The organism is Streptomyces sp. NPDC058796, assembly GCF_042745235.1.
Lineage (GTDB): Bacteria > Actinomycetota > Actinomycetes > Streptomycetales > Streptomycetaceae > Streptomyces.
On record NZ_JBHYOP010000010.1, the window covers coordinates 277,920 to 297,690 of the forward strand.

15 protein-coding genes and 1 pseudogene are annotated in these 19,771 nt (G+C 71.7%); 10 read left to right on the forward strand and 6 right to left on the reverse strand.

Features of this window, described 5'->3' with window-relative positions; all coding sequences use genetic code 11:
- Positions 1-17 precede the first annotated feature (17 nt).
- Positions 18-638, reverse strand: a complete 621-nt coding sequence (locus ACFW47_RS25640) for an SRPBCC family protein (protein ID WP_386283924.1) — start codon at positions 636-638, stop codon at positions 18-20.
- A 207-nt stretch (positions 639-845) separates the two neighbouring features.
- Here ACFW47_RS25640 and ACFW47_RS25645 point away from each other — a divergent pair.
- The 5 genes and pseudogenes from ACFW47_RS25645 to ACFW47_RS25665 form a co-directional block, all read left to right on the forward strand.
- Positions 846-1,148: pseudogene (locus ACFW47_RS25645) on the forward strand (SpoIIE family protein phosphatase); the annotation flags it as partial.
- A 293-nt stretch (positions 1,149-1,441) separates the two neighbouring features.
- Entirely contained in the window at positions 1,442-2,197 is a 756-nt protein-coding gene (locus tag ACFW47_RS25650; protein ID WP_386283922.1) for a (5-formylfuran-3-yl)methyl phosphate synthase, read from the forward strand.
- A gap of 8 nt (positions 2,198-2,205) precedes the next feature.
- Entirely contained in the window at positions 2,206-3,615 is a 1,410-nt protein-coding gene (locus ACFW47_RS25655) for an aldehyde dehydrogenase family protein (protein WP_386307261.1), read from the forward strand.
- A complete protein-coding gene (locus ACFW47_RS25660; protein ID WP_386307262.1) occupies positions 3,612-4,718 on the forward strand; it encodes an NAD(P)-dependent alcohol dehydrogenase in 1,107 nt (368 codons plus the stop codon). The genes ACFW47_RS25655 and ACFW47_RS25660 overlap by 4 nt, the downstream gene beginning before the upstream one ends.
- Before the next feature lie 81 nt (positions 4,719-4,799).
- The gene (locus ACFW47_RS25665) at positions 4,800-5,705 is read left to right on the forward strand and encodes a class I SAM-dependent methyltransferase (protein ID WP_386283914.1); all 906 of its coding nucleotides are present in this window, start codon (positions 4,800-4,802) and stop codon (positions 5,703-5,705) included.
- 26 nt (positions 5,706-5,731) lie between these two features.
- On the opposite strand, the gene ACFW47_RS25670 is transcribed toward ACFW47_RS25665, so the two are convergent.
- The 5 genes from ACFW47_RS25670 to ACFW47_RS25690 all read right to left on the reverse strand — a co-directional run bounded on the left by ACFW47_RS25670 (position 5,732) and on the right by ACFW47_RS25690 (position 11,842).
- Positions 5,732-6,265 (reverse strand): EF-hand domain-containing protein, encoded by a 534-nt coding sequence (locus tag ACFW47_RS25670; RefSeq protein WP_386307263.1) that lies wholly within the window; start codon positions 6,263-6,265, stop codon positions 5,732-5,734.
- Positions 6,266-6,578: 313 nt separating this feature from the next.
- Positions 6,579-7,919: a glycoside hydrolase family 125 protein gene (locus ACFW47_RS25675; RefSeq protein WP_386307264.1), complete on the reverse strand. Its 1,341-nt coding sequence runs from the start codon at positions 7,917-7,919 to the stop codon at positions 6,579-6,581.
- Positions 7,920-8,106: 187 nt separating this feature from the next.
- Positions 8,107-9,147, reverse strand: a complete 1,041-nt coding sequence (locus ACFW47_RS25680) for a LacI family DNA-binding transcriptional regulator (protein ID WP_386283905.1) — start codon at positions 9,145-9,147, stop codon at positions 8,107-8,109.
- A 44-nt stretch (positions 9,148-9,191) separates the two neighbouring features.
- A complete protein-coding gene (locus ACFW47_RS25685) occupies positions 9,192-10,127 on the reverse strand; it encodes an ROK family protein (RefSeq protein ID WP_386307265.1) in 936 nt (311 codons plus the stop codon).
- Complete coding sequence (locus ACFW47_RS25690) at positions 10,124-11,842, reverse strand: class I mannose-6-phosphate isomerase (protein WP_386283900.1); 1,719 nt, start codon at positions 11,840-11,842, stop codon at positions 10,124-10,126. Before ACFW47_RS25690 ends, ACFW47_RS25685 begins: the two co-directional genes overlap by 4 nt.
- A gap of 295 nt (positions 11,843-12,137) precedes the next feature.
- Between ACFW47_RS25690 and ACFW47_RS25695 the strand changes: the two genes are divergently transcribed.
- From ACFW47_RS25695 to ACFW47_RS25715, 5 genes are read left to right on the forward strand one after another with little or no spacing between them, the layout of a single operon-like run.
- Positions 12,138-13,451 carry an ABC transporter substrate-binding protein gene (locus ACFW47_RS25695; protein ID WP_386307266.1) on the forward strand — a complete coding sequence of 438 codons (1,314 nt, stop codon included), beginning with the start codon at positions 12,138-12,140 and terminating at the stop codon, positions 13,449-13,451.
- On the forward strand, positions 13,448-14,404 hold the full coding sequence (locus ACFW47_RS25700; RefSeq protein ID WP_386307267.1) for a carbohydrate ABC transporter permease: 957 nt from the start codon (positions 13,448-13,450) through the stop codon (positions 14,402-14,404). The genes ACFW47_RS25695 and ACFW47_RS25700 overlap by 4 nt, the downstream gene beginning before the upstream one ends.
- Before the next feature lie 2 nt (positions 14,405-14,406).
- Entirely contained in the window at positions 14,407-15,222 is an 816-nt protein-coding gene (locus ACFW47_RS25705) for a carbohydrate ABC transporter permease (RefSeq protein WP_386283891.1), read from the forward strand.
- 46 nt (positions 15,223-15,268) lie between these two features.
- Entirely contained in the window at positions 15,269-16,474 is a 1,206-nt protein-coding gene (locus ACFW47_RS25710) for a glycoside hydrolase family 76 protein (protein WP_386307268.1), read from the forward strand.
- 49 nt (positions 16,475-16,523) lie between these two features.
- The gene (locus ACFW47_RS25715; protein WP_386283887.1) at positions 16,524-19,712 is read left to right on the forward strand and encodes a glycoside hydrolase family 38 C-terminal domain-containing protein; all 3,189 of its coding nucleotides are present in this window, start codon (positions 16,524-16,526) and stop codon (positions 19,710-19,712) included.
- Positions 19,713-19,771: the final 59 nt, after the last annotated feature.

Consider the following 19,771-nt stretch of genomic DNA (forward strand, 5'->3'; position numbering starts at 1 on the left):
CGTGTCCGGTCCTCGGGTCAGCCGACGGGCCACTGGGCCACCCGGCTCCTGGGCGGTTCCGGTCGGTCGTGTTGCACGCGGCCGTTGCGGATGGTGCCGCGCCAGGCGCCGCCCTCCTGCCCCAGCCCCTCCATGAACTGTTTGAACCTCACGAGCTCGCCGTGCACCAGTCGGGTGGTCAGCCGGGCGGCCCAGGACGAACGGGTGAGGATCCTCGCCGCTCCCCGCGGTTCCAGAAGCATCCGGACGGTGATCGCGGTGCCGCCGGACTCCGTCGGCCTGAACTCGACCTGGCCCCGGTGCCACGGCCTCTGCTCCAGGCCGCGCCAGGCCAGGAAGGCGTCGGGGTCCTGCTCCAGGATCTCGACCGCGAAGCGGCGGCGCAGGGGTCCGTAGCCGATGGTCCAGGCGGTCACGGTGGGCCGGACCTGCTCCACGTCGCGGACCACGGCCGAGAACCGCGGGAAGGACTTGAACTGCGTCCACTGGTTGTACGCCGTCCGTACCGGAACCGCCACCTCGACCGTCTGGTCGACGTGCCGCTCGCGCAACGGACGACGGCGCGTGCCCCCGTCACCGCCGGTGCGCGTCCCCGCTGTGCTCGGCACGGCCCGAAGGCCGTCGTGCTGCTCCGCCATCGTGGTCTCTCTTCCGGTGAGGGAACCGGGCCTCCGGGCGCCTGACGTCCCCTCGTGCGTCAGGGCTTCCCTCCCGGTTCCCACTTCCGGCGTTTCGAGTCACCCGGGTGCCGGGCGGGCCGCACGGCGCCGGCGTGAGCCGCGCCATCAGGCGTCCGCGGGCCGCACGGTCGTGACCGACCGCGAAACCTTGGAACGGGGTTCGGTGTGGACAACGCGCGCAGGCGCACACGCGAGCACCGAGTCGCGCCTGAGCTGCGAAGACGCTTGCTGCCGCAGGCCTCCACTTCGACCCGGGGCATGGTGACCGCGGGAGCCTGCGTGCCGGCGTCGGGTGGCGCGGAGACCGTGGGGACCGGTCCGACGCCACGGAGTTCCCGTCGCTGAGAACCGCCCTCGTGGTCGGGGACGTGACGGGTCACGGACTGCACGCCACCGCCACGATGGGCCGACCGCGTACCGCCGTGCGGACACCCGGCGGACCTCGAACTGCCTGCCGACGAACTCCTCGCAGGTGGTTGGTGATGAAGCGGGCGGTTTCGGCTCCCGGTCGGACAACTCGGGATGCCGGTGGAGGTGGTGTCGCCAGGAGATCACCTGGGCGGCGACCGTCGAATGACATCAGTGAAGCAAGTTTGTCCGTTATGTACGGCGCATCGGGCGTGGGCGAGAGCGCCCGATGGACACTGTGTGCGCCCTCCCGGTTCCGCTGGGTGACAGAAATGATGAGCGCACCGCGCGTGGGCCAGGCGGCCCGCGGTCCCCTGCCGTTCGGTCAGGGCCGGTGACGGAAGGAGTTCACGGTGTTGCTTCTCATCTCTCCGGACGGTGTCGAGGAAGCCCTCGATTGCGCGAAGGCGGCGGAGCACCTCGACATCGTCGACGTCAAGAAGCCCGACGAGGGCTCCCTGGGCGCGAACTTCCCGTGGGTGATCAGGGAGATCCGCGACGCGGTACCGCCGGACAAGCCGGTCTCCGCCACCGTGGGGGACGTTCCGTACAAGCCCGGCACCGTGGCGCAGGCCGCGCTCGGCGCGGTGGTCTCGGGGGCCACGTACATCAAGGTCGGTCTCTACGGATGCACGACGCCCGAACAGGGCATCGCGGTCATGCGCGCGGTGGTCCGGGCGGTGAAGGACCACCGTCCCGAAGCGCTCGTCGTCGCCTCGGGCTACGCCGACGCCCACCGGATCGGCTGCGTCAACCCGCTCGCCCTGCCCGACATCGCCGCCCGTTCCGGCGCCGACGCCGCGATGCTCGACACCGCGATCAAGGACGGCACGCGGCTGTTCGACCACGTTCCGCCGGACACCTGCGCCGAGTTCGTCCGCCGCACCCACGCCGCCGGCCTGCTCGCCGCCCTCGCGGGCAGTGTCAGGCAGGCCGACCTCGGCCCGCTGACCCGCATCGGCACGGACATCGTCGGGGTGCGCGGAGCCGTCTGCGAAGGCGGCGACCGCAACGCCGGACGCATCCGGCCGCACCTGGTGGCCGCCTTCCGGGCCGAGATGGACCGGCACGCCCGGGAACACCGGGCCGGCGTCACCGCGGCGAGCTGACCGCCGGTATGCCGACCTCCTTACCCGACCACGCCCCCGGACAGCGGGCCACTCGTCTCGCGGTCGTCGATCCGGCCACCGGAACGGTCTTCGACGAGGCCCCCGACCAGCGACCGGACGTGCTGGACGCCGTCGTCGACCGGGCCCGCCGGGCCTGGCACGGCTGGCGCGCCGATCCTGACGCCCGCACCACCGCGCTGCTCTCGGCCGCCGACGCGGTCGAGGCGGCCGGGGAGGACCTCGCCCGGCTGCTCACCCGGGAACAGGGAAAGCCCCTGGCCGAGTCGCACGCGGAGGTCGCCCGCACGGCGGCCCGCCTGCGCTACTTCGCCGGCCTGACCCCCCGGACCCGGCGCATCACCGACGGCCGGCCGGTGCGCAGCGAGGTCCGCTGGCGCCCCCTCGGACCCGTCGCCGCGATCGTGCCGTGGAACTTTCCCCTCCAACTCGCGGCGGCGAAGTTCGCGCCCGCGCTCGCCGCGGGCAACACCATGGTCCTCAAACCGTCCCCCTTCACCCCGCTCGCCACCCGGCTGCTCGGGTCCGTCCTGGCCACCGCCCTGCCCGAGGACGTGTTGACCGTGGTCACCGGCCGCGAGCCGCTCGGCGCCCACCTCGCCACCCACCCCGGCATCCGCCACGTCACCTTCACCGGATCGGTGCCCACGGGCCGGGCCGTCGCCCAAGCGGCGGCGGCATCGCTCGCCCGGGTCACCCTGGAACTGGGCGGCAACGACGCCGCCGTCCTGCTGGACGACGTCGACGTGGACCGGATCGCCGACCGGCTGTTCTGGGCCGCCTTCCGCAACTGCGGGCAGGTCTGCATGGCGGTCAAGCGCGTCTACGCACCGGCCCGCCTCCACGCACAGGTCGTCGAAGCCCTCACCGAGCGCGCCAAGGACGTCGTCGTCGGGCCCGGCCTCGACCCCGGCACCCGGCTGGGACCGGTCTCCAACGCCCCCCAGCTTGCCCGGGTCGAGCAGATCACACGGCGCGCTCTGGCGGACGGCGCCCGGGCGGCGGCCGGCGGCCACCGGCTGGACGGGCCGGGCTACTTCTTCGCCCCCACGATCCTCACCGACGTCCCGCCCGACAGCCCGGTGGTGACCGAGGAGCAGTTCGGGCCGGTGCTGCCGGTGCTGCCGTACCGGAGCCTGGACGAAGCCGTCGACGCGGCCAACAGCACGGGATTCGGCCTGGGTGGCTCCGTGTGGGGCACCGACCCCGAACGGGCCGAGGCGGTGGCCGACCGGCTCGAATGCGGCACGGCCTGGGTCAACCACCACGCCGAACTGTCCCTCGCCCAGCCCTTCGCCGGCGTCAAGGACAGCGGCGTCGGCGTCGCGGGCGGACCGTGGGGACTGTACGGCAACCTCCGCCCGTTCGTCGTCCACCGGACGCAGGGGGAGGGACGGTGAGCTTCCAGGCGGCCGTACTGCGCTCGTACGAGGACCCGTTCACGGTCGAGGAGGTGACTCTGGGGACGGAGCCCGCCGCAGGCGAGATCCTGGTCGAGATCGCCGGCTGCGGGATGTGCCGGACCGATCTCGCGGTCCGGCGCTCGGCCGGCAGGAGCCCGCTTCCGGCGGTGCTCGGCCACGAGGGCTCCGGGGTCGTGGTGCGGACGGGCGGCGGCCCGGACACCGCGATCGGCGTCGGTGACCACGTGGTGCTGAGCTTCGACTCCTGCGGGCACTGCCGCAACTGCCGCGCGGCGGCCCCCGCCTACTGCGATTCCTTCGCCTCCCTCAATCTCTTCGGCGGTCGTGCGGAGGACGCGCCGCGGCTCACCGACGCGTCCGGGGCGGCACTGGCTCCCCGGTGGTTCGGTCAGTCCGCCTTCGCCGAGTACGCGCTCGTCTCCGCCCGCAACGCCGTCCGGGTCGACCCCGCCCTGCCCGTCGAACTGCTCGGGCCGCTCGGTTGCGGCTTCCTCACCGGAGCCGGAGCCGTGCTCAACACCTTCGCCGCCGGCCCGGGCGACACCGTCGTCGTGCTCGGCGCGGGCGCCGTGGGCCTGGCCGCGGTGATGGCGGCCACCGCCGCCGGAGCACCGTCCGTGGCCGTGGACCGGCACCCCCGTCGCCTGGCGCTGGCCGAGCAGTTCGGCGCGGTCCCGCTGTCCGCCGGAACGTCCGGACTGGCCGAGCGGATCCGGCGGCTCACGGGCGGCGGCGCGCAGTACGCGCTGGACACGACCGCCTCCGCCCCCCTGATCAACGAGGCGCTGCGCGCACTGCGCCCCACCGGCAGTCTCGGCCTGGTGGCACGGCTCCACACTACGCTGCCGCTCGAACCGGGCACGCTCGACCGGGGCCGCGGCATCCGCCACGTCTGCGAGGGGGACGCCGTGCCCGGTCTGCTGATACCGCTGCTGACCCGGCTCTGGCAGGCCGGACGCTTCCCCTTCGACCGGCTCATCCGTACCTACCCGCTGGCCGACGTCAACGAGGCCGAGCGCGACTGCGAGGCGGGCCTCGTGGTCAAACCCGTCCTGCTCCCGCCCGCGAGGAGCCGGTGAGCGCGGCACGCGGCACCGCGGTCCTCACCGCATCCGACGAGCAGGAAGCTCGCGGCCCCCACTTCCGCCAACGGAGGAGACATGACCGGCACGGCGCCGCAGCACATGGACATGGAAGGCGTGCACGGAGGTGTGGGCCTGACGGCCTTCCTGGTCGCCGCCGCGCGGGCGATCGAGACCCACCGCGACGACAGCCTGGCCGAGGACGTCTACGCGGAACACTTCGTGCGCGCCGCCCCGGCGTGCGCGGACTGGCCGGTGCGCATCGAGCAGGTCCCCGACGGGGACGGCAACCCGCTGTGGGGACGGTTCGCCCGCTACTTCGGCCTGCGGACCAGGGTCCTCGACGACTTCCTGCTCCGGTCGGTCCGGACGGGCCCCCGGCAAGTGGTCCTGCTGGGCGCGGGGTTGGACACCCGTGCCTTCCGGCTCGACTGGCCGCCGGGGTGTGCGGTCTTCGAGATCGACCGGGCGGGCGTACTGGCCTTCAAACAGCGAGTGCTCACGGACCTGGCGGCCGCCCCGAAGGCGGAGCGCGTCCCCGTCCCGGTCGATCTGCGGGCGGACTGGGCCGGCGCGCTGACCGCGGTCGGCTTCGACCCCACCGCGCCCAGCGTCTGGCTGGCCGAGGGACTGCTCTTCTACCTGCCGGGCCCCGCCGAGACGTTCCTCGTCGACACGGTGGACAGGCTGACCACCGGCGGCAGCGCGCTGGCCTTCGAGGCCAAGCTGGAGAAGGACCTGCTGGCCTACCGCGACAGCGCGATCTACACGGCGACGCGCGAGCAGATCGGCATCGACCTCCTCCTCCTTTTCGACAAGGGGCCACGACCCGACTCCGCGGGTGACCTGACGGCCAAGGGCTGGTCCACCTCGATGCACACGCCCTTCGACTTCACCCGCCGGTACGGACGAGGCCCTCTCCCCGAACCGAACGACGCGCTGGAGGGGAACCGGTGGGTCTTCGCGCGCAGGCCCGCGCCCTGACGTTCGCAGTGCGCGGACGAGCGACGTCAGACGGCCCGGGCGCCCACCAGATGGTCGCCCGGGATCCCGGCCATGTCCGGCGCGTAATAGTCCTCGATGCCTGCGGCCCACGTGGCCACGGGGATGCGGTCCGCGGCGTCCGGACCGAAGGCGTCGAACAGCGAGTGGATGTTCGCCTCCTCGAAGCCGATCGCCTTCATCAGCGAGACGAAGAGGGGACGTTCGATCAGTCCGTCCCCGTCGGGGTCGCCGAGCGCGGAGAGTGCCCGAGCGAACTCGGCGATGGTGGGGCCGAAGCGTTCGGGATCGAGCACGAACGGACGGAACTCGTCCACCGTGATCACGCCGTCACCGTTGGCGTCGAGTTCGGTGGCCAGAGTCGTCCAGTAGCGGCGGAACGCGGCCCGGATGGCGGCCTTGGCGCTGTCGTCCGACGCGGTTGCCGCCTCCACGACACGGTCGGTCATCAGGTCGAAGTCGTCGGAGTCGATGACTCCGTTGGCGTTGGCGTCGAAGAGGGAGAAGACCAGCTCGACCCGCTTGGCGGCCTCGTCTCGCATTTCATCACCTGTCTGCTGCGGCCCGACGATCGCGGGCCTGGCCCAATGAGTGCCTCTACGTGACCGAGCGGGGCAGGACGAAAGGGTCCTGCCGCCCCGATAGGCGTAGCGGCCATGTCCCATAGAACAGCCATAAAAGTCCGTAGGACCCCGATCTCCGCTTTTGGTGGTGCAAGGGCTGCCTGATGACCGTCTGCGACAGGTCGGATGCCTGCGCTGTCACAACTGGACCGTTCGTCGCCGTCTGACCTCCGCCTCTCCAGGCCGACCCGGCCACCGCGTCCGGGCACCGAGCCGGAATCGCCGTGGGCCCCTATGAGGTCTCGTGCCGGGGAGTCCGCGAGGTGGGTGACGGAGAGGCCCACAGCGGTCGGGTGCCGAGGCCGGCGATGTCCAGGGCCAGTTCGGCGTACATCGCGTTGGCCCAGGAGAACCACGGGCGGGTGAAACGACGGGGGTCGTCCTTGTGGAACGATTCGTGCATCTGCCCCGTGCCCGCGTCGGTCGAGAGGAGCGTTTCCAGAGCCGTGATCCGCTCGGCTCCGACGTTGCTGGTCAGGCCCTGTACGGCGATGGCGATGGGCCAGATGTGCTCATCGGGTGTGTGTGGGCTGCCGATGCCTTCGGCCGCCGTCCCCCGGTGCCAGGTGGGGTTCGCCGGTGAGAGGACGAACTGCCGTGTGGCGAGGTACACCGTGTCCGTGGTGGGAACGTTCGCGACCAGGGGCAGTGAGAGCAGCCCCGGCATGTTGGCGTCGTCCATGAGCAGCGCGTTGCCGTTGCCGTCCACCTCGTAGGCGTAGATGGAGCCGAACTCGGGGTGCTGCACCGTGCCGTGCCGGACGGCGGCCGTCCGGAGTTCCGCCGCCAGCCGGACGGCATCTTCGGCGAGGTCGGCGGCGTGGGCGTGGCGGGCCAGTTCGGCCGTGCCGTCGAGGGCGGCGGCGGCACACAGGTTCGCCGGGACGTTGTACCCGTAGCGGCACGCGTCGTCGCTGGGACGGAACCCGCTCCAGGTCATGCCGGTCCGGTCGACCGGCGTTCCTCGTCCGGCGTTCGGCAGCGTGTCGCCGGGTGGACCGCCCAGGCGACGGAAACGGTAGGCGGAGAGACGTTCATGGTCCTGTTCCGTGCGCCACACCGAGATGACGGTGCGCGCCGTCCGGAGCGTCCGCGAGACGTGGTCGGTCCGTCCGGTCGCCGCCCAGAAGCGGTGGGCCAGCAGGAGGGGGAAGGCGAGGGAGTCGACCTCGTACTTCTCCTCCCACACCCAGGGGTCCGTGCACAGGTCCCCGGGATCGTGGGCCCGCCCGGAGGGCTCGGCGTTGAAGGCGTTGGCGTAGGGATTGCGGGCGATGTACGCGAACTGCCGGTGCATCACGGCGAGCAGGAGGTCCTGCAGGGCCGTGTCGTCCCGCGCGAGCGCCAGGTACGGCATCATCTGCGTGGAGGAGTCGCGCAGCCACATGGCGGGGATGTCGCCGGTCACCACGAAGGCGGTGCCGTCGGGCATCGGCCGGACGGTGCGGGCCAGGGTGTCGTCCAGGCAGCGCGTCAGGGTCTGGCCGAAACGCGGGTCGCCGAGGGCGTCGTCGAGTCGGTGGACTGCCTTTTGCAGGATCGGGTGGTCCTTGACGCTGGTGGGAAAGCCCATGAGTCGGCCTTTCGGCGGTCGGCTGGTCGTCGGTGCCCGCGTCGGCGGGCGCTCGCCGGGGTGAGCGGGGTGGCGTACGACCGTGCGGACGGCGTCTCGTCCGCACGGCAGCGTGCGGCGAGGACACGGCGCCCGACGCCGGGCGTTCAGCCGGGCGGCAGCCGTGGAGGAGGGGGCTGCCGGATCGTCAGGCGTCGGCGGCCGGGCGGCCCGGCTCGTCTTTGGTGGGCACGCCGTGGCGGACGACGCGGGTGGGAACGGTGACGCGGCGGGAGGCGGGCGGCGCCGCGTCGCGGTGTTCGAGGCGGTCGATCAGCAGACGTGCCGCCCGGCGGCCGATCTCGTCGGCGTCGTACGAGACGAGGGTCAGCGGCAGCCCGAGGACGTCGGACAGGTCGAAGTCGTCGAAACCGGCGATGGGCAGGGTGGTTCCCGCCTTGTACAGGGCCCGGATAGCGCCCTGGCTGATGCGGTTGTTGGTGCAGAACAGCGCGGTCGGGCGTTCGGCCCGCTCGAGCAGTTCGAGGGTGGCCCGCTCCGCCGTGACGGAGTCGACCAGGCCCTGGCGGATGAGCGCGTTGACCGGCTCGACGCCGACTTCTTCGTGGGCCGCCCAGAACCCGCGCAGGCGTTCGGCACCGGTGTAGAGCGCCGGCGGGTTGCCGAGGAAGGCGATGCGGGTGTGGCCGTCGGCCAGGAGGCAGGCGGTGGCCTCGCGAGCGCCGTGGAAGTCCTCGACGAGAACGCAGTCGGTGTCGAGCCCGGCGGGCGGCCGGGCGGCGAGAACGACCGGCACGTGCCGCATGGCCTCGGCCAGGTGCTGCTGACGACTGCCCGCCGGGACGACGATGAGACCCTCCACCTGATGGTCGATGAGCCCGTCGATGATGTCGGGTTCCCGGTCGGCCTGTTCGGCGGAGTTGCTGAGCAGCATGCGCAGGCCGCGTTCCGTCGCGACCTCCTGGACGCCGAGCGCGAGGCGCGAGTAGAAGGGGTTGGCGAGGTTGGTGACGACGAGACCGATCATCCCGCTGCCTCCGAGGCGGAGACTGCGGGCGGTCTGGTTGCGGCGGTAACCCAGTCGGTCGACCGCCGCGAAGACCCGCTCGCGGGTCGCTTCCGAAACGCCGGGGTCGTTCTTGAGCACGCGCGACACGGTCATGGCGCTGACCTGCGCGAGCTTGCCGACATCGTGCATGGTCGGCCCGCTGCCCCGGCGAGCGGTCATGCCCGTGCTCCTTCCTCCGTCTGCCTGCTCCGGTGCCTTGGCCTTCACGGGGCGTCCGGTACGCCCTGTGCCCAGCGGGCGGCCCCGACCAAGGGTGCCTCCTCGGGCTGCCGGGCCGGCAGGACGGGTACGTCCGGTCCGTCGGCGGCAGCCAGCCCCGTGGTGAGCGCAGGATGGACCAGGTCCCACGACTGGGCCATGGAGCCACCGACGACCACCGCGGTCGCGCCGAAGCGGTCGATCCAAGGAGCCAGGGCCCGGCCGAGTGCGTCGAAAGCGTAGCGGAAGGCCTCCGCCGCGGCGGCGTCGCCCTTCGCGGCGCGCACGGCTATCTCGTGCACGTCCGGAAGGTGCTGATCACCCGCCGCGGCGGAGAGGCGGGCGTAGCGGGCGCGGATGCCGCGGCGCGAGACCGTGTCCTCCAACGGCCGACCGTGCACCGTCAGCCGGTGCACGTGTCCGCTCGGCGGAACCAGGCCGCCGGTGTGGACAGGACGGCCGGCGGCGAGGAAAGAGGATCCCACGCCCGTCCCCAGTGTCAGGCCGACGACCCGGTCGTGACCCGTGGCGGCTCCGAAACCGTGCTCGCCGATGGCGAACGCGTCGGCGTCGTTGAGGAAGCGCAGTCGCTCGGACCGGCCGGCCAGCCGCTCGCCCAGGCGGGCCCCGACGTCGACGCCGGACAGGGATTCGAACTTCCCCACACCGGCGAAGCGGCCGATGCCGGTCGCGTAGTCGAAGGGGCCGGGTATCGCCACCCCCCAGCACGGGCCGTGCCCGGTCGGCAGCGCCTGCGCGGCCGCCCCGATGGCGTCGAGGAGGTCATCGGCCCGGGCGTGCGAGTTCAGCGGCCTGCGGATCGTGGTGGAGGGGAGAGCGCGGCCCGCCACCGGGTCCACGAGGGCGGCGGTGACGTGCGTACCGCCGATGTCGAGCACCGGTACCGGTGCCGGGCGCCGCTCCTCGGAGGTCACGGTCACGGCTCGACCACCAGCGCCTTGACGATCTGCACCTCTTCGTCGCCGAGCGCGCGGACGCGGTAGGGGCCCACGGCGGCGGGGATCGTGATGGTCTCGGCGAAGGCCAGGGAGTGGGTGCGGCCGTCGAGGGTCTCGATGAGGGCGCCTTCGCCCGCGGCCACGTTGAGGATGTGGAAGCGGCCCTCGGTGTCGTCGGGGATGCCGGCGCCGCGTTCGACGACGAGGCGGTGCACGGCGTAGAACATCTCGGGCAGTGCGCCGAGGACCTCTTCGCGCCAGCCTTCACCCGCGCGCAGGGTACGCGGCCGCTGGACGAGGTCCTTCGTGACGTCGTCGCCGCGCCGGGTCGTGTCCAGGTTGGCGAAGCCGTGCTCGTAAGGCAGGGGCCGGGACGCGCCGTTGGCGTCCTTGCGCAGCCAGTCGTAGAACCGGAGGGAGTACAGGTAGGGGGTCGCGCTCACTTCGAGCACCAGGTTTCCGGCGCCGGAGGCGTGCGGTGTGCCCGCCGGGATCATGAACAGCTGCCCCACCGTCGCCGGGTAGGTCTGGACGTGGTCCGTCACGGGCATCGGGGTGTCGTTGTCGATGGCGTCCTCCACCTGGCGGCGCATGGTGTCGGGGTCCGCCTCGTCGGTCAGGCCGAGCAGCACCTGGGCGCCGTCCTCGCTGGCCGTGACGTAGTACGTCTCGTGCTGGGTGTACGGCCAGCCGAAAACCTCGCGCATGTACCGCTCCTGCGGGTGCAGGTGCAGGGACAGGTTGCCGCCGCCCACCGTGTCGAGGTAGTCGAAGCGGATCGGGAAGGACGTGCCGAACCTGCGGTGCACGTCCGCACCGAGCATGTCCTCGGGGTGTTCGACGCACAGCAACTGGAAGGGGACCTCGACCTGCGGCCCGCCCTTCTCGCCGACCAGGACCCCAGCCTCGGGGGCGATCAGCTCGTAGCCGAGGGCGGTGTTGCCGGCCCGAGGGGTGAAGCCGAGTTCACTGGCCGCCCATTGGCCTCCCCACGGAGTGGAGTTGAAGTAGGGACGGGTGCGCACGGGGCCCCGGGCCAGGTGCGCCAGGGTGGCGCGCAGCGCGGGGGCGTCCAGTGACGCCGGGCGGGCGGCGTCCTGTACGTCGATCCAGCGGTCGACCCGTCCCGCGATGGCGTCGCGGTGGCGGTCCAGCACGGGCCAGTCGGTGTAGAACAGGCGCACCAGGTCGCCGGGCTCGTCGCGCCGGCCCAGGTTGACGCCGACGGGCAGCTCGCCCTTCGCCACCGCCGCCTCGGCGTAGCGCTTCGGCAGGTCGGCGTACCACAGCACGTCCGGACCGCACAGCGAAGCACCCGGCCCGTACACCACCGTCACTCCGTCCCGCGCCGGACGCCCGGCCCGCGGGGGGGAGTCGAACAGGTCCGCGACCTGCGCGGGGGAGAGCGGGGTGAAGAACGGGTCGCCGGGGCGGACGGGCTGGGCGGCCAGCCGCTCGCCGGCGGACGCCGCGTAGTGGTCGCGGACGTCGAGCAGGTACACCTCGCGGCCCGCGGAGCGCAGGGCTCCGGACAGGCCGTCGGTCAGCGCGGGCCAGTCGAGGGCCGCGGGGCCGTCTACCGCCAGGACCAGCGCACTGAGCGGCAGATCCGCGGCCAGGGCCGACCAGCCGGCGGCCACTTCCCCGGCGACCGGCGGGTAGCTGGGGAGGGGGTCGTACGAACGAGGCGCGGGCACATCTGCTCCTTACTCGGCTCCATGGTGACGAGAGTTAACGATAACAGTCTCTGGCTGAAGGTGTCCATGGCCGCACGGTTGGCTGCATCCAACCTCTAGGTGCCTCTGAGCTGGTCTTTTAATGCGAGACGTCTAGGGCTGCGGATTCTTTTCCCGTTGAGGTATTGCTACCGCCGGAATGGTGTCGTTAACCTCACGCCACACGCACTTGGGCAGCTCCGGGGCTACTCCGGCGTCTGCGCGCCCAGCGATCCATATCTGGCCATGCAGTGGGCCGATTCCGTGAAGGTGATCAATGTCAGCATCGGGCAGGACCAGCAGTGCGGCCCTTCCGCTCGCTCGCCGCCGGTTCCTCGCCGGGGCGGCCGCCGGCGCGGCCGTCCTGACGGCGGGGGGCTGCGCGCGGGGAGCGAGTACGTCCCCGCAGCCGGGGACCACCAGCATCTCCAACGACAACGCCACCTGGGACGACGGCTACCGCGCGGCGGGCCGCCAGCTGAGGAAGATCACCGGCTACGCGCTCAGGCCGCTGTCGAATCCGTCCGTCACCTCCTACCAGCAGGTCGTGCAGATGACCCTGCAGACCTCGAAATCCTCCGACCTCGTCAAGTGGGCGTCCGGGTACCAGCTCAAACGGCTGGCGCGCGCCGGCGGGCTCACCGACCTGACCCGCGTCTGGCAGCAGTACGCGGCGAAGGGATGGGTGCGCGGGACATCGCGGGAGGCCGTCTCCTACCGCGGCAAGGCGTACGGGATCCCGCTGTACGAGTCGTACTACGTGCTCTTCTACAGCAAGCCGGTGTTCAGGAAGCTGAGCCTGTCCGCCCCGAGCAGCTGGGACGAACTGCTGCACTGCGCCGAAGTCCTCAAGCGCAACAAGATCGCACCGTTCCTCGCCAGTCAGGTGGGCGGCTGGCCGGCGATCGAGTGGTTCCAGGAACTGGTCAGCAAGGTCGACCCCCGCTTCTACCAGCGGCTGGTGACCGGACAGGCCTCCTACACCGACGGTCCGGCCCGTCAGGCGATGGACATCTGGCACGACTTCATGCGCAAGGGCTGGATGACGTCCCCCGACTTCGACCAGGCGCGCGGCCCCGGCGCGCTGAAGGAGGGCACGGTGGGCATGTTCCTGCACGGCACCTGGCAGGCGTCCGGCATGTCGGCGGCGGGCATGGAACCGGGCACCGACTACGGCGCCTTCATCCTTCCCGCGGTGCGCCCCTCCACCCCGAAGAGCGTGATAGCGGAGTCGGGCGTCTTCGTGGTGCCCGGCCGGGCCTCGTCGCACGACGCCGCGATGGCCAACGTCGGGGCCTGGCTCGACCCGTCCGTCCAGCGGGTGTGGAGCGACTTCCTGCAGGACAGCTCCGCCAACCCGAAGGTGCGCTCCAGCAACCCGGTGGTGGCCGGGCTCCAACGGGACATCGCCCGCAACGACCGGCTGGCGCTGGTCCGCTACTGGGAGTCCGGCCCGCCCAGCCTCATCCAGGGCAACACCAACGACCTCGGCGGATTCATGGCCGGGCAGACCTCTCCGGCCACCACACTGCGCCGGATGCAGGAGCGCGCACGCGACGAATGGGCGGCCTGGAAGCGAGACGAAGCATGAGCACTTCTACGACCGACCGACGTCCACCGGCCACGACCGGCGGGCCGGCGGCACCGCCCGCGACGCGGCGTTTCCCCCGGGCGCGCACCTGGGCCACCGTGCGCGAGCGTCTGGCGGCCGGCGGCTTCATGGCCCCGGCAGTCCTCCTGGTCACGCTTTTCCTCCTGGCCCCGTTTGTGTGGACCGTCCACCGCAGCTTCTTCAGCGACACACGGACCGCGCCGTTCAGCTGGTTCGAGAACTACTCGCTGTTCGCCTCCGACCCGGCCCTCGCCCGCTCCATCCAGAACACACTGATGTGGGTGGTGGGCACGGTCGTGCTCCCGTTCGTGCTCGGGCTCGCCATCGCCTGCATGACCGACTCCAGCCGCCTGTCCCGCCTCGCACGGCTGTGCGTGGTGCTGCCCTACGCGCTGTCGGGGTCCGCGGTGGCGGTGGTGTGGAACTTCATGCTCACCACCGACGGCGCCGTCAACCAGGTGCTGACCGGCGTCGGGCTCGATTCACTGGCCCAGGGATGGCTGCTGACCTGGCCCGGCAACACACTCGTGATGATCGTCGCCAACGCCTGGCAGGCCACCGGAGTGGCCGTCATCCTCTTCCTGGTCGGACTGCGGTCCATCCCGCCCGAGACCCTGGAGGCCGGCTCCCTGGACGGAGTGAGCGGATGGCAGCAGTTCCGCCACATCGTCCTGCCCCAGCTCCGCCCGGTGTCGATCATCGTGATCGGCATGAGCCTGGTCAACGGCCTCAAGTCGTTCGACCTGATCTGGGTGCTCACCCAAGGCGGCCCCGGACGGGCCACCGAGACGCTGGCCGTCTCCATGTACAACGAGACCTTCCTGGAACTGCGGCCCGGCGCCGGAGCGGCGATCGCGGTCGTTCTCACCGTGATCGTGCTGGCCGCCTCCTGGCTGTACCTGCGCCGCCAGCTCGACGTGAAAGGCGTGTGACGATGTCCCCAGGCCGAGTCTTGCGCAACGCCACCATCGGGACACTGGCCGTGCTGTGGCTGGTCCCCACCTGGCTCCTCGTCGTCAACGCGCTGGTGCCCGAGGGGAGTTACTCAGGGAGCCCGCACTGGCTGCCCCAGGACTTCGGGCTGTTCGACAACATGTCCCAAGCCTGGGACAAGGCCCACCTCGGCCCGGCCCTCGGCAACAGCCTCCTGTACGCCGTGGTCAGCGCCGTGGCCGCCGCGGTGCTCGCCGGCTTCGCCGCCTTCGCGACGGTCGTCATGCCCGTCAAGCGGCAGGCCCTGTGGTTCTGGGTCATCTACTCCGGCACCCTGCTGCCCCTCCAGGTCTTCATCAGGCCCCTGTTCCTGTCGTACGCCCACACATCGCTGTACGACACCCAGTTCGGCCTCGTGCTGATCTACACGGCGATCGCGGTCCCGTTCGCGTTCTTCGTCATGCGCAACTACGCCCTGACACTGCCGCGGGAGGTCGTGGAGGCCGCACGTATGGACGGTGCGTCCTGGTGGCGGGTGTTCTGGCAGATCCACGTCCCGCTGACCCGGTCCGCGATGATCGCCGTGTTCGTGTTCCAGTTCGTCGCCGTCTGGAACGACCTGATGTTCGGCATCACCATGGTCACGAGCCGCAACATCCGGCCCGTCATGGCCGCCCTCGCCGACCTGCAGGGCAACTACTCCAACGTCGGACCGCCCATCGTCCTGGCCGGCGCCCTCCTCGTCTCGCTGCCCACCGTGGTGCTGTTCTTCGCCGCCCAGCGCTTCTTCGTCAGCAGCCTCAAGATCCACCGCTGAGCCCCGCACCCCTGCCTCCCTCCTCATCGCCGCGAAGGGAAACACCATGCTGCGTTCGCTGCTCACCCGCGCCACCGCCCCCCTCGTCTGCGCCGGCCTGCTCTGGACGGCCGCCCCCGCACACGCCCAGGACCCAGAACGGGCACGCCCGGTCTCCTCCCACGAATGGGCCGACCGCGCCACCACCAGCTACCGCGCGCTGCAGAAGCACCTGTACGAAGGCGCCGGCCACCACGGGCTGTACCTGGAGCACACACCCCGACAGCCCGCGGACCCGGAACACTCCTACCTGTGGCCGTTCCGCGAGGCCGCGCAGGCAGCCGTCGACATGCAGGCACTGCCGCGCACCGGGGCCGCCTACCGGCGCGACGCGGCCGAACGCTTCGACTCGGCCGAGCTCTACTACACCTCCGGCGAGCGTCCGGGCTACGAGTCATACCTCCCCGCCCCCTTGGGGACGGGCGGCGACGTGTACTACGACGACAACGCCGTGGTCGCCCTCACCCAGCTCGACCAGTACGAGGCCACCGGCGACGAACGCTTCCTGAAGCGGGCCGAACGGGTCGTGCCCGTCGTCTCCCGGGCCTGGGACGGCGACACCGGCAAGGCGTGCCCCGGCGGCATGGACTGGTACGACTCGCCGAACAACAACGTCCGGGCCACCAACGTCACCGCCCTCTCGGCCCAACTCGCCGCCCGCCTCTACGAGCACACCCGTGACCGCGCCTACCTCGACAAGGCGGAGCAGTGGTACGGCTGGGTGTACTCGTGCATGCGCAAGGCGCCCGGTCTGTACGTCAACGACCGCGGCGACGACGGCAGCACCAACGAGACGCTGTGGACGTACAACTCGGGCGCCATGATCGGTACCGCCACCGCGCTCTACCGGGGCACCGGGAACGCCGGGTACCTGGAGAAGGCGGTGGAGGACGCCCGCGGCTCCCTGGCGTACTGGAGCACGGGTGACCGCCTGCACGACCAGCCGGCCGTCTTCAACGCCTTCTACTTCAAGGACCTCCTCGACCTGGACGCGATCCGCCCCGACCCCGCCCGGCTGCAGGCGATGAGCGTCTACGCCGACGGCACGTACAGGACCAACCGGGACGCCTCCACCGGCCTCTTCCGCTTCCAGCCCTCCAACGGCGGCGACTACGACCCCGCGGCCCCGGCCGCAACCCTCAACCAGTCGGCCATGGTCCAGATCTTCGCGACCCTCGCCGACGCCACCCACCAGCGGCGCCAGCCCTCCTGACGCGGCCCACCGCGCCACCCCGCCCCCGACACGAAGGACCTCACGCACCATGCCCAAGCCACCGCTGACCCGGCCGTCCTGGTGGGACTCCGACATCGCCCGCGACATCCTGAAGGAGCGCGTGGCCACCACCGCCGGCCTCGGGGGCCTGCAGGTGCGGATGTCGGGAGAACCCCTGCTGCGCCGCGACGGAACGGGCGGACTGCTGCAGTCCGTCCGGATCCGGGCGAGCCGACCCGGCAGCCCCGGGCCGCACCCGCGCGTCACCAAAGCCCACGTCACCACCAGCGGCGGCTCCACCGTCCACTGCGAGATCGCGCCGGGCCCGGGGGGCGACACCCGCCTCCTGGTCCCGGAGGTCGACGCACCCACCCCCTTGCTGATCGAGCTCCCGGAACTCGAAGAGGGCACCCGGCTCACCTTCGAGGCGCGCCCGCAGCGTCACTGGACGCTGCACCTGGTGCAGCACTCCCACCTGGACATCGGCTACACCGACCCGCAGGGCCGGGTGATGGCCGAGAGCCGCGCCTACCTCGACTCGCTCCTCGAACTGTGCCGGGACACCGACGACTGGCCCGACCCGGCCCGGTTCCGCTGGGCCGTCGAAGGGTTCCACTCTTTCCAGGACTGGCGGGCCAGCCGCCCCCGGCGCCAGGTCGGCACGTTCCTCGACCGGGTGCGTGAGGGACGCGTCGAACTCACGGCCATGCCGTTCAACCTCCACACCGAGACCTGCTCGACCGACGAACTGCACGAACTGCTGCGCCCCGTCACCGAGCTGCGCGACCGGCACGGCATCCACATCACCACGGCCATGCAGACGGACGTGCCCGGCCAGGTGGTGGGCCTGCCCGACGTCCTCGCGGACAACGGCATCCGCTACCTGTCCGTGGCGCACAACTGGGCCGGCCGCGCCGTGCCCCACCTCGTCGGCGGGGAACACCTTCCCCGCCTGTTCCGCTGGCAGGCGCCCAGCGGCAACAGCGTCCTGGTCTGGCGGACGGACACCCCGCACGGCCTGGCCTACATGGAGGGCTCGATCCTCGGCTTCGACGAGTCCTACGACCACGTCGACGACCTGCTCCCCGCCTACCTCAGCGCCCTCGCCCGGTTCCCCTACCCCCACCGGGGACGCGGGATCCCCGGCTTCCCCGCCCTCGACCTGCCCGACACCGCCGACCCCTACCCCTGGGACGTCCTGCACCTGCGGGTGCTGGGCAAGTTCGCGGACAACGGCCCACCGCGCCGCGTCATCTCCGACACGGTGCGCCGCTGGAACGAACAGTGGGCGTACCCGCAGCTGCGCGCCTCCCGCAACCAGGACTTCTTCGAGGACGCCGAGAAGCGCGTCGGTGACCGTCTGGAGACCTACCGGGGCGACTGGAGCGACTGGTGGGTCGACGGCGTCGGCGCCGGCGCCGTCCCACTGGCCGCCACGCGGCGTGGGCAGGCCGCCCTCGCCGAGGCGCAGACCGTGGCCGGGTACGCCCACCTGATGGGCGTACCCGGCAGCACGGCCGTCACCACGAGCGCACCGGACGTCTACCGCTCCGCGTCACTGTTCAACGAACACACCTGGGGGGCCGGCGACCCCTGGACCCACGGGGACCACGGCCACGGGTCCGGCGAGAAGCAGTGGCACTGGAAGTACTCCCAGGCCATGCGCGCGCACGACGACGCCGAGACACTCCTGGACGCCGCCTCCGCCCTGCTCGGCGAAGCCCTCGCCCCCGCCGACGACGCGGCGGCGTCCTTCTACGCCGTGAACACCTGCAGCTGGCCGCGGAGCGAGACGGTTCGGCTCTTCCTTCCGGAGAGCACGGTGGCGCTCGGTGAGCCGGTCCTGGTCCGCGACGCCCGCACCGGCGCACCCCTGCCCTTCGCGGAGGAGGCCCAGACCAACGAGCGTCACCGCGCGGCCGGCCGCTTCCTGCACGTACCCGTCCCGAACGTGCCGGCGTGCGGAGCCGTGCGCCTGGACATCGCCACGGCCGACGAGCCCTCGACGCGGGGCGAGGAGACGGCGAGGCCGGCCGTCGGCGAAACCGTCCTGGAGAACGACCACCTGCGGGTGACCGTGGACCTGCGCGAGGCGTGCATCTCCTCCATCGTCGACAAGGCCACCGGTCGCGAGATGGTCCGCCAGGACGCGACCGTCGGCTTCAACGGGTACCTCTACGACGAGTACGCCACGGCCGGCGCGTTCAACCACCAGTCCAGCAAGACCGTGTCCGACGACTCGATGCACCTGCTCGCCTCTCGCAGCACCGCCCCGCCCGCGGCACTCGTCGACCGCACCACGGACGCCACCGGGCAGACCGTCGTCTACGAATGCGCCCCGGCCGGCACCCGTCGGCTCCGTGTACGCGTTCACCTTCCGCACCACGCGGCACGCGTCGACATGGAGAACCGCATCGACAAGAACGCCACCCTGACGAAGGAGAGCGCCTTTTTCGCCTTCCCCTTCGCCCTCGAGGACCCCGCCGTACACACCGAAGCCACGGGCGGCGTACTGGGCAGCGACAGGGAGACCGTACCGGGCTCGGCGGCGCACATGCGCGCCGTCCGCCGCTGGATCACTCTGAGCGACGGCACCCGCCACGTCGCGCTGGCGACGGCCGACGCCCCGCTCGTGCAGCTCGGCGGGATCGCGATTCCTTACGCCCCCTATCCGCAGTCGCTGCCGCGGGAAGAGCCGGCGACGGTCTTCTCCTGGGTGCACAACAACATCTGGGACACGAACTTCCCCGCCCAGCAGGCCTTCGACCACGTCTTCCGCTACAGCGTCGGGTTCAGCACCACCACGGACGGCGACGCGACCCACGCCGACGAGCTCGGCGTACGAACCGCCGCGATCACCGGCCACCCCCTCGTGCCGGTGCGGGCACGTGCCGCAGCCGGGACCGAAGCCCCGGCCCAGACCCAGTTCCTGGCTCTGGACGACACCCGGGTACGACTGGTAGGGGCGACCGTCCCCGAGAGCGGCACACTCATGGTGCGCCTGCAGTCGGTTGCCGACGTCCCCGTCACCTGCCGCTTGCGCACCCCCTTCGCCGTCACACGCGCCGTCCGCACCACCTACCTGGGCTCGGCCACGCACGACGTCACTCCGGAGCCGGACCGTGCCGTCCCCGTGGACGTGCCGGCCCTCGGTACGGCGGCCGTCGTCCTCCACCTGCGCTCGTCCGGCACCGGAGCACGGATGGGCGACCGGACCGAGCGGACGGCTGAGCAGTAGGCGGCGGCGTGCCGTTCACCGCAGTTCCGGGCCTGCGGGCTCGGACCGCGGTGGCCCGA

Bases quoted from the DNA above. Each gene is read 5' to 3' on its own strand.
- ACFW47_RS25695 (WP_386307266.1), top strand. From the start codon at position 12,138: ATGTCAGCATCGGGCAGGACCAGCAGTGCGGCCCTTCCGCTCGCTCGC.
- ACFW47_RS25680 (WP_386283905.1), bottom strand. From the start codon at position 9,147: ATGACCGCTCGCCGGGGCAGCGGGCCGACCATGCACGATGTCGGCAAG.
- ACFW47_RS25705 (WP_386283891.1), top strand. From the start codon at position 14,407: ATGTCCCCAGGCCGAGTCTTGCGCAACGCCACCATCGGGACACTGGCC.
- ACFW47_RS25640 (WP_386283924.1), bottom strand. From the start codon at position 638: ATGGCGGAGCAGCACGACGGCCTTCGGGCCGTGCCGAGCACAGCGGGG.
- ACFW47_RS25655 (WP_386307261.1), top strand. From the start codon at position 2,206: ATGCCGACCTCCTTACCCGACCACGCCCCCGGACAGCGGGCCACTCGT.
- ACFW47_RS25700 (WP_386307267.1), top strand. From the start codon at position 13,448: ATGAGCACTTCTACGACCGACCGACGTCCACCGGCCACGACCGGCGGG.
- ACFW47_RS25715 (WP_386283887.1), top strand. From the start codon at position 16,524: ATGCCCAAGCCACCGCTGACCCGGCCGTCCTGGTGGGACTCCGACATC.
- ACFW47_RS25665 (WP_386283914.1), top strand. From the start codon at position 4,800: ATGACCGGCACGGCGCCGCAGCACATGGACATGGAAGGCGTGCACGGA.
- ACFW47_RS25675 (WP_386307264.1), bottom strand. From the start codon at position 7,919: ATGGGCTTTCCCACCAGCGTCAAGGACCACCCGATCCTGCAAAAGGCA.
- ACFW47_RS25670 (WP_386307263.1), bottom strand. From the start codon at position 6,265: ATGCGAGACGAGGCCGCCAAGCGGGTCGAGCTGGTCTTCTCCCTCTTC.
- ACFW47_RS25710 (WP_386307268.1), top strand. From the start codon at position 15,269: ATGCTGCGTTCGCTGCTCACCCGCGCCACCGCCCCCCTCGTCTGCGCC.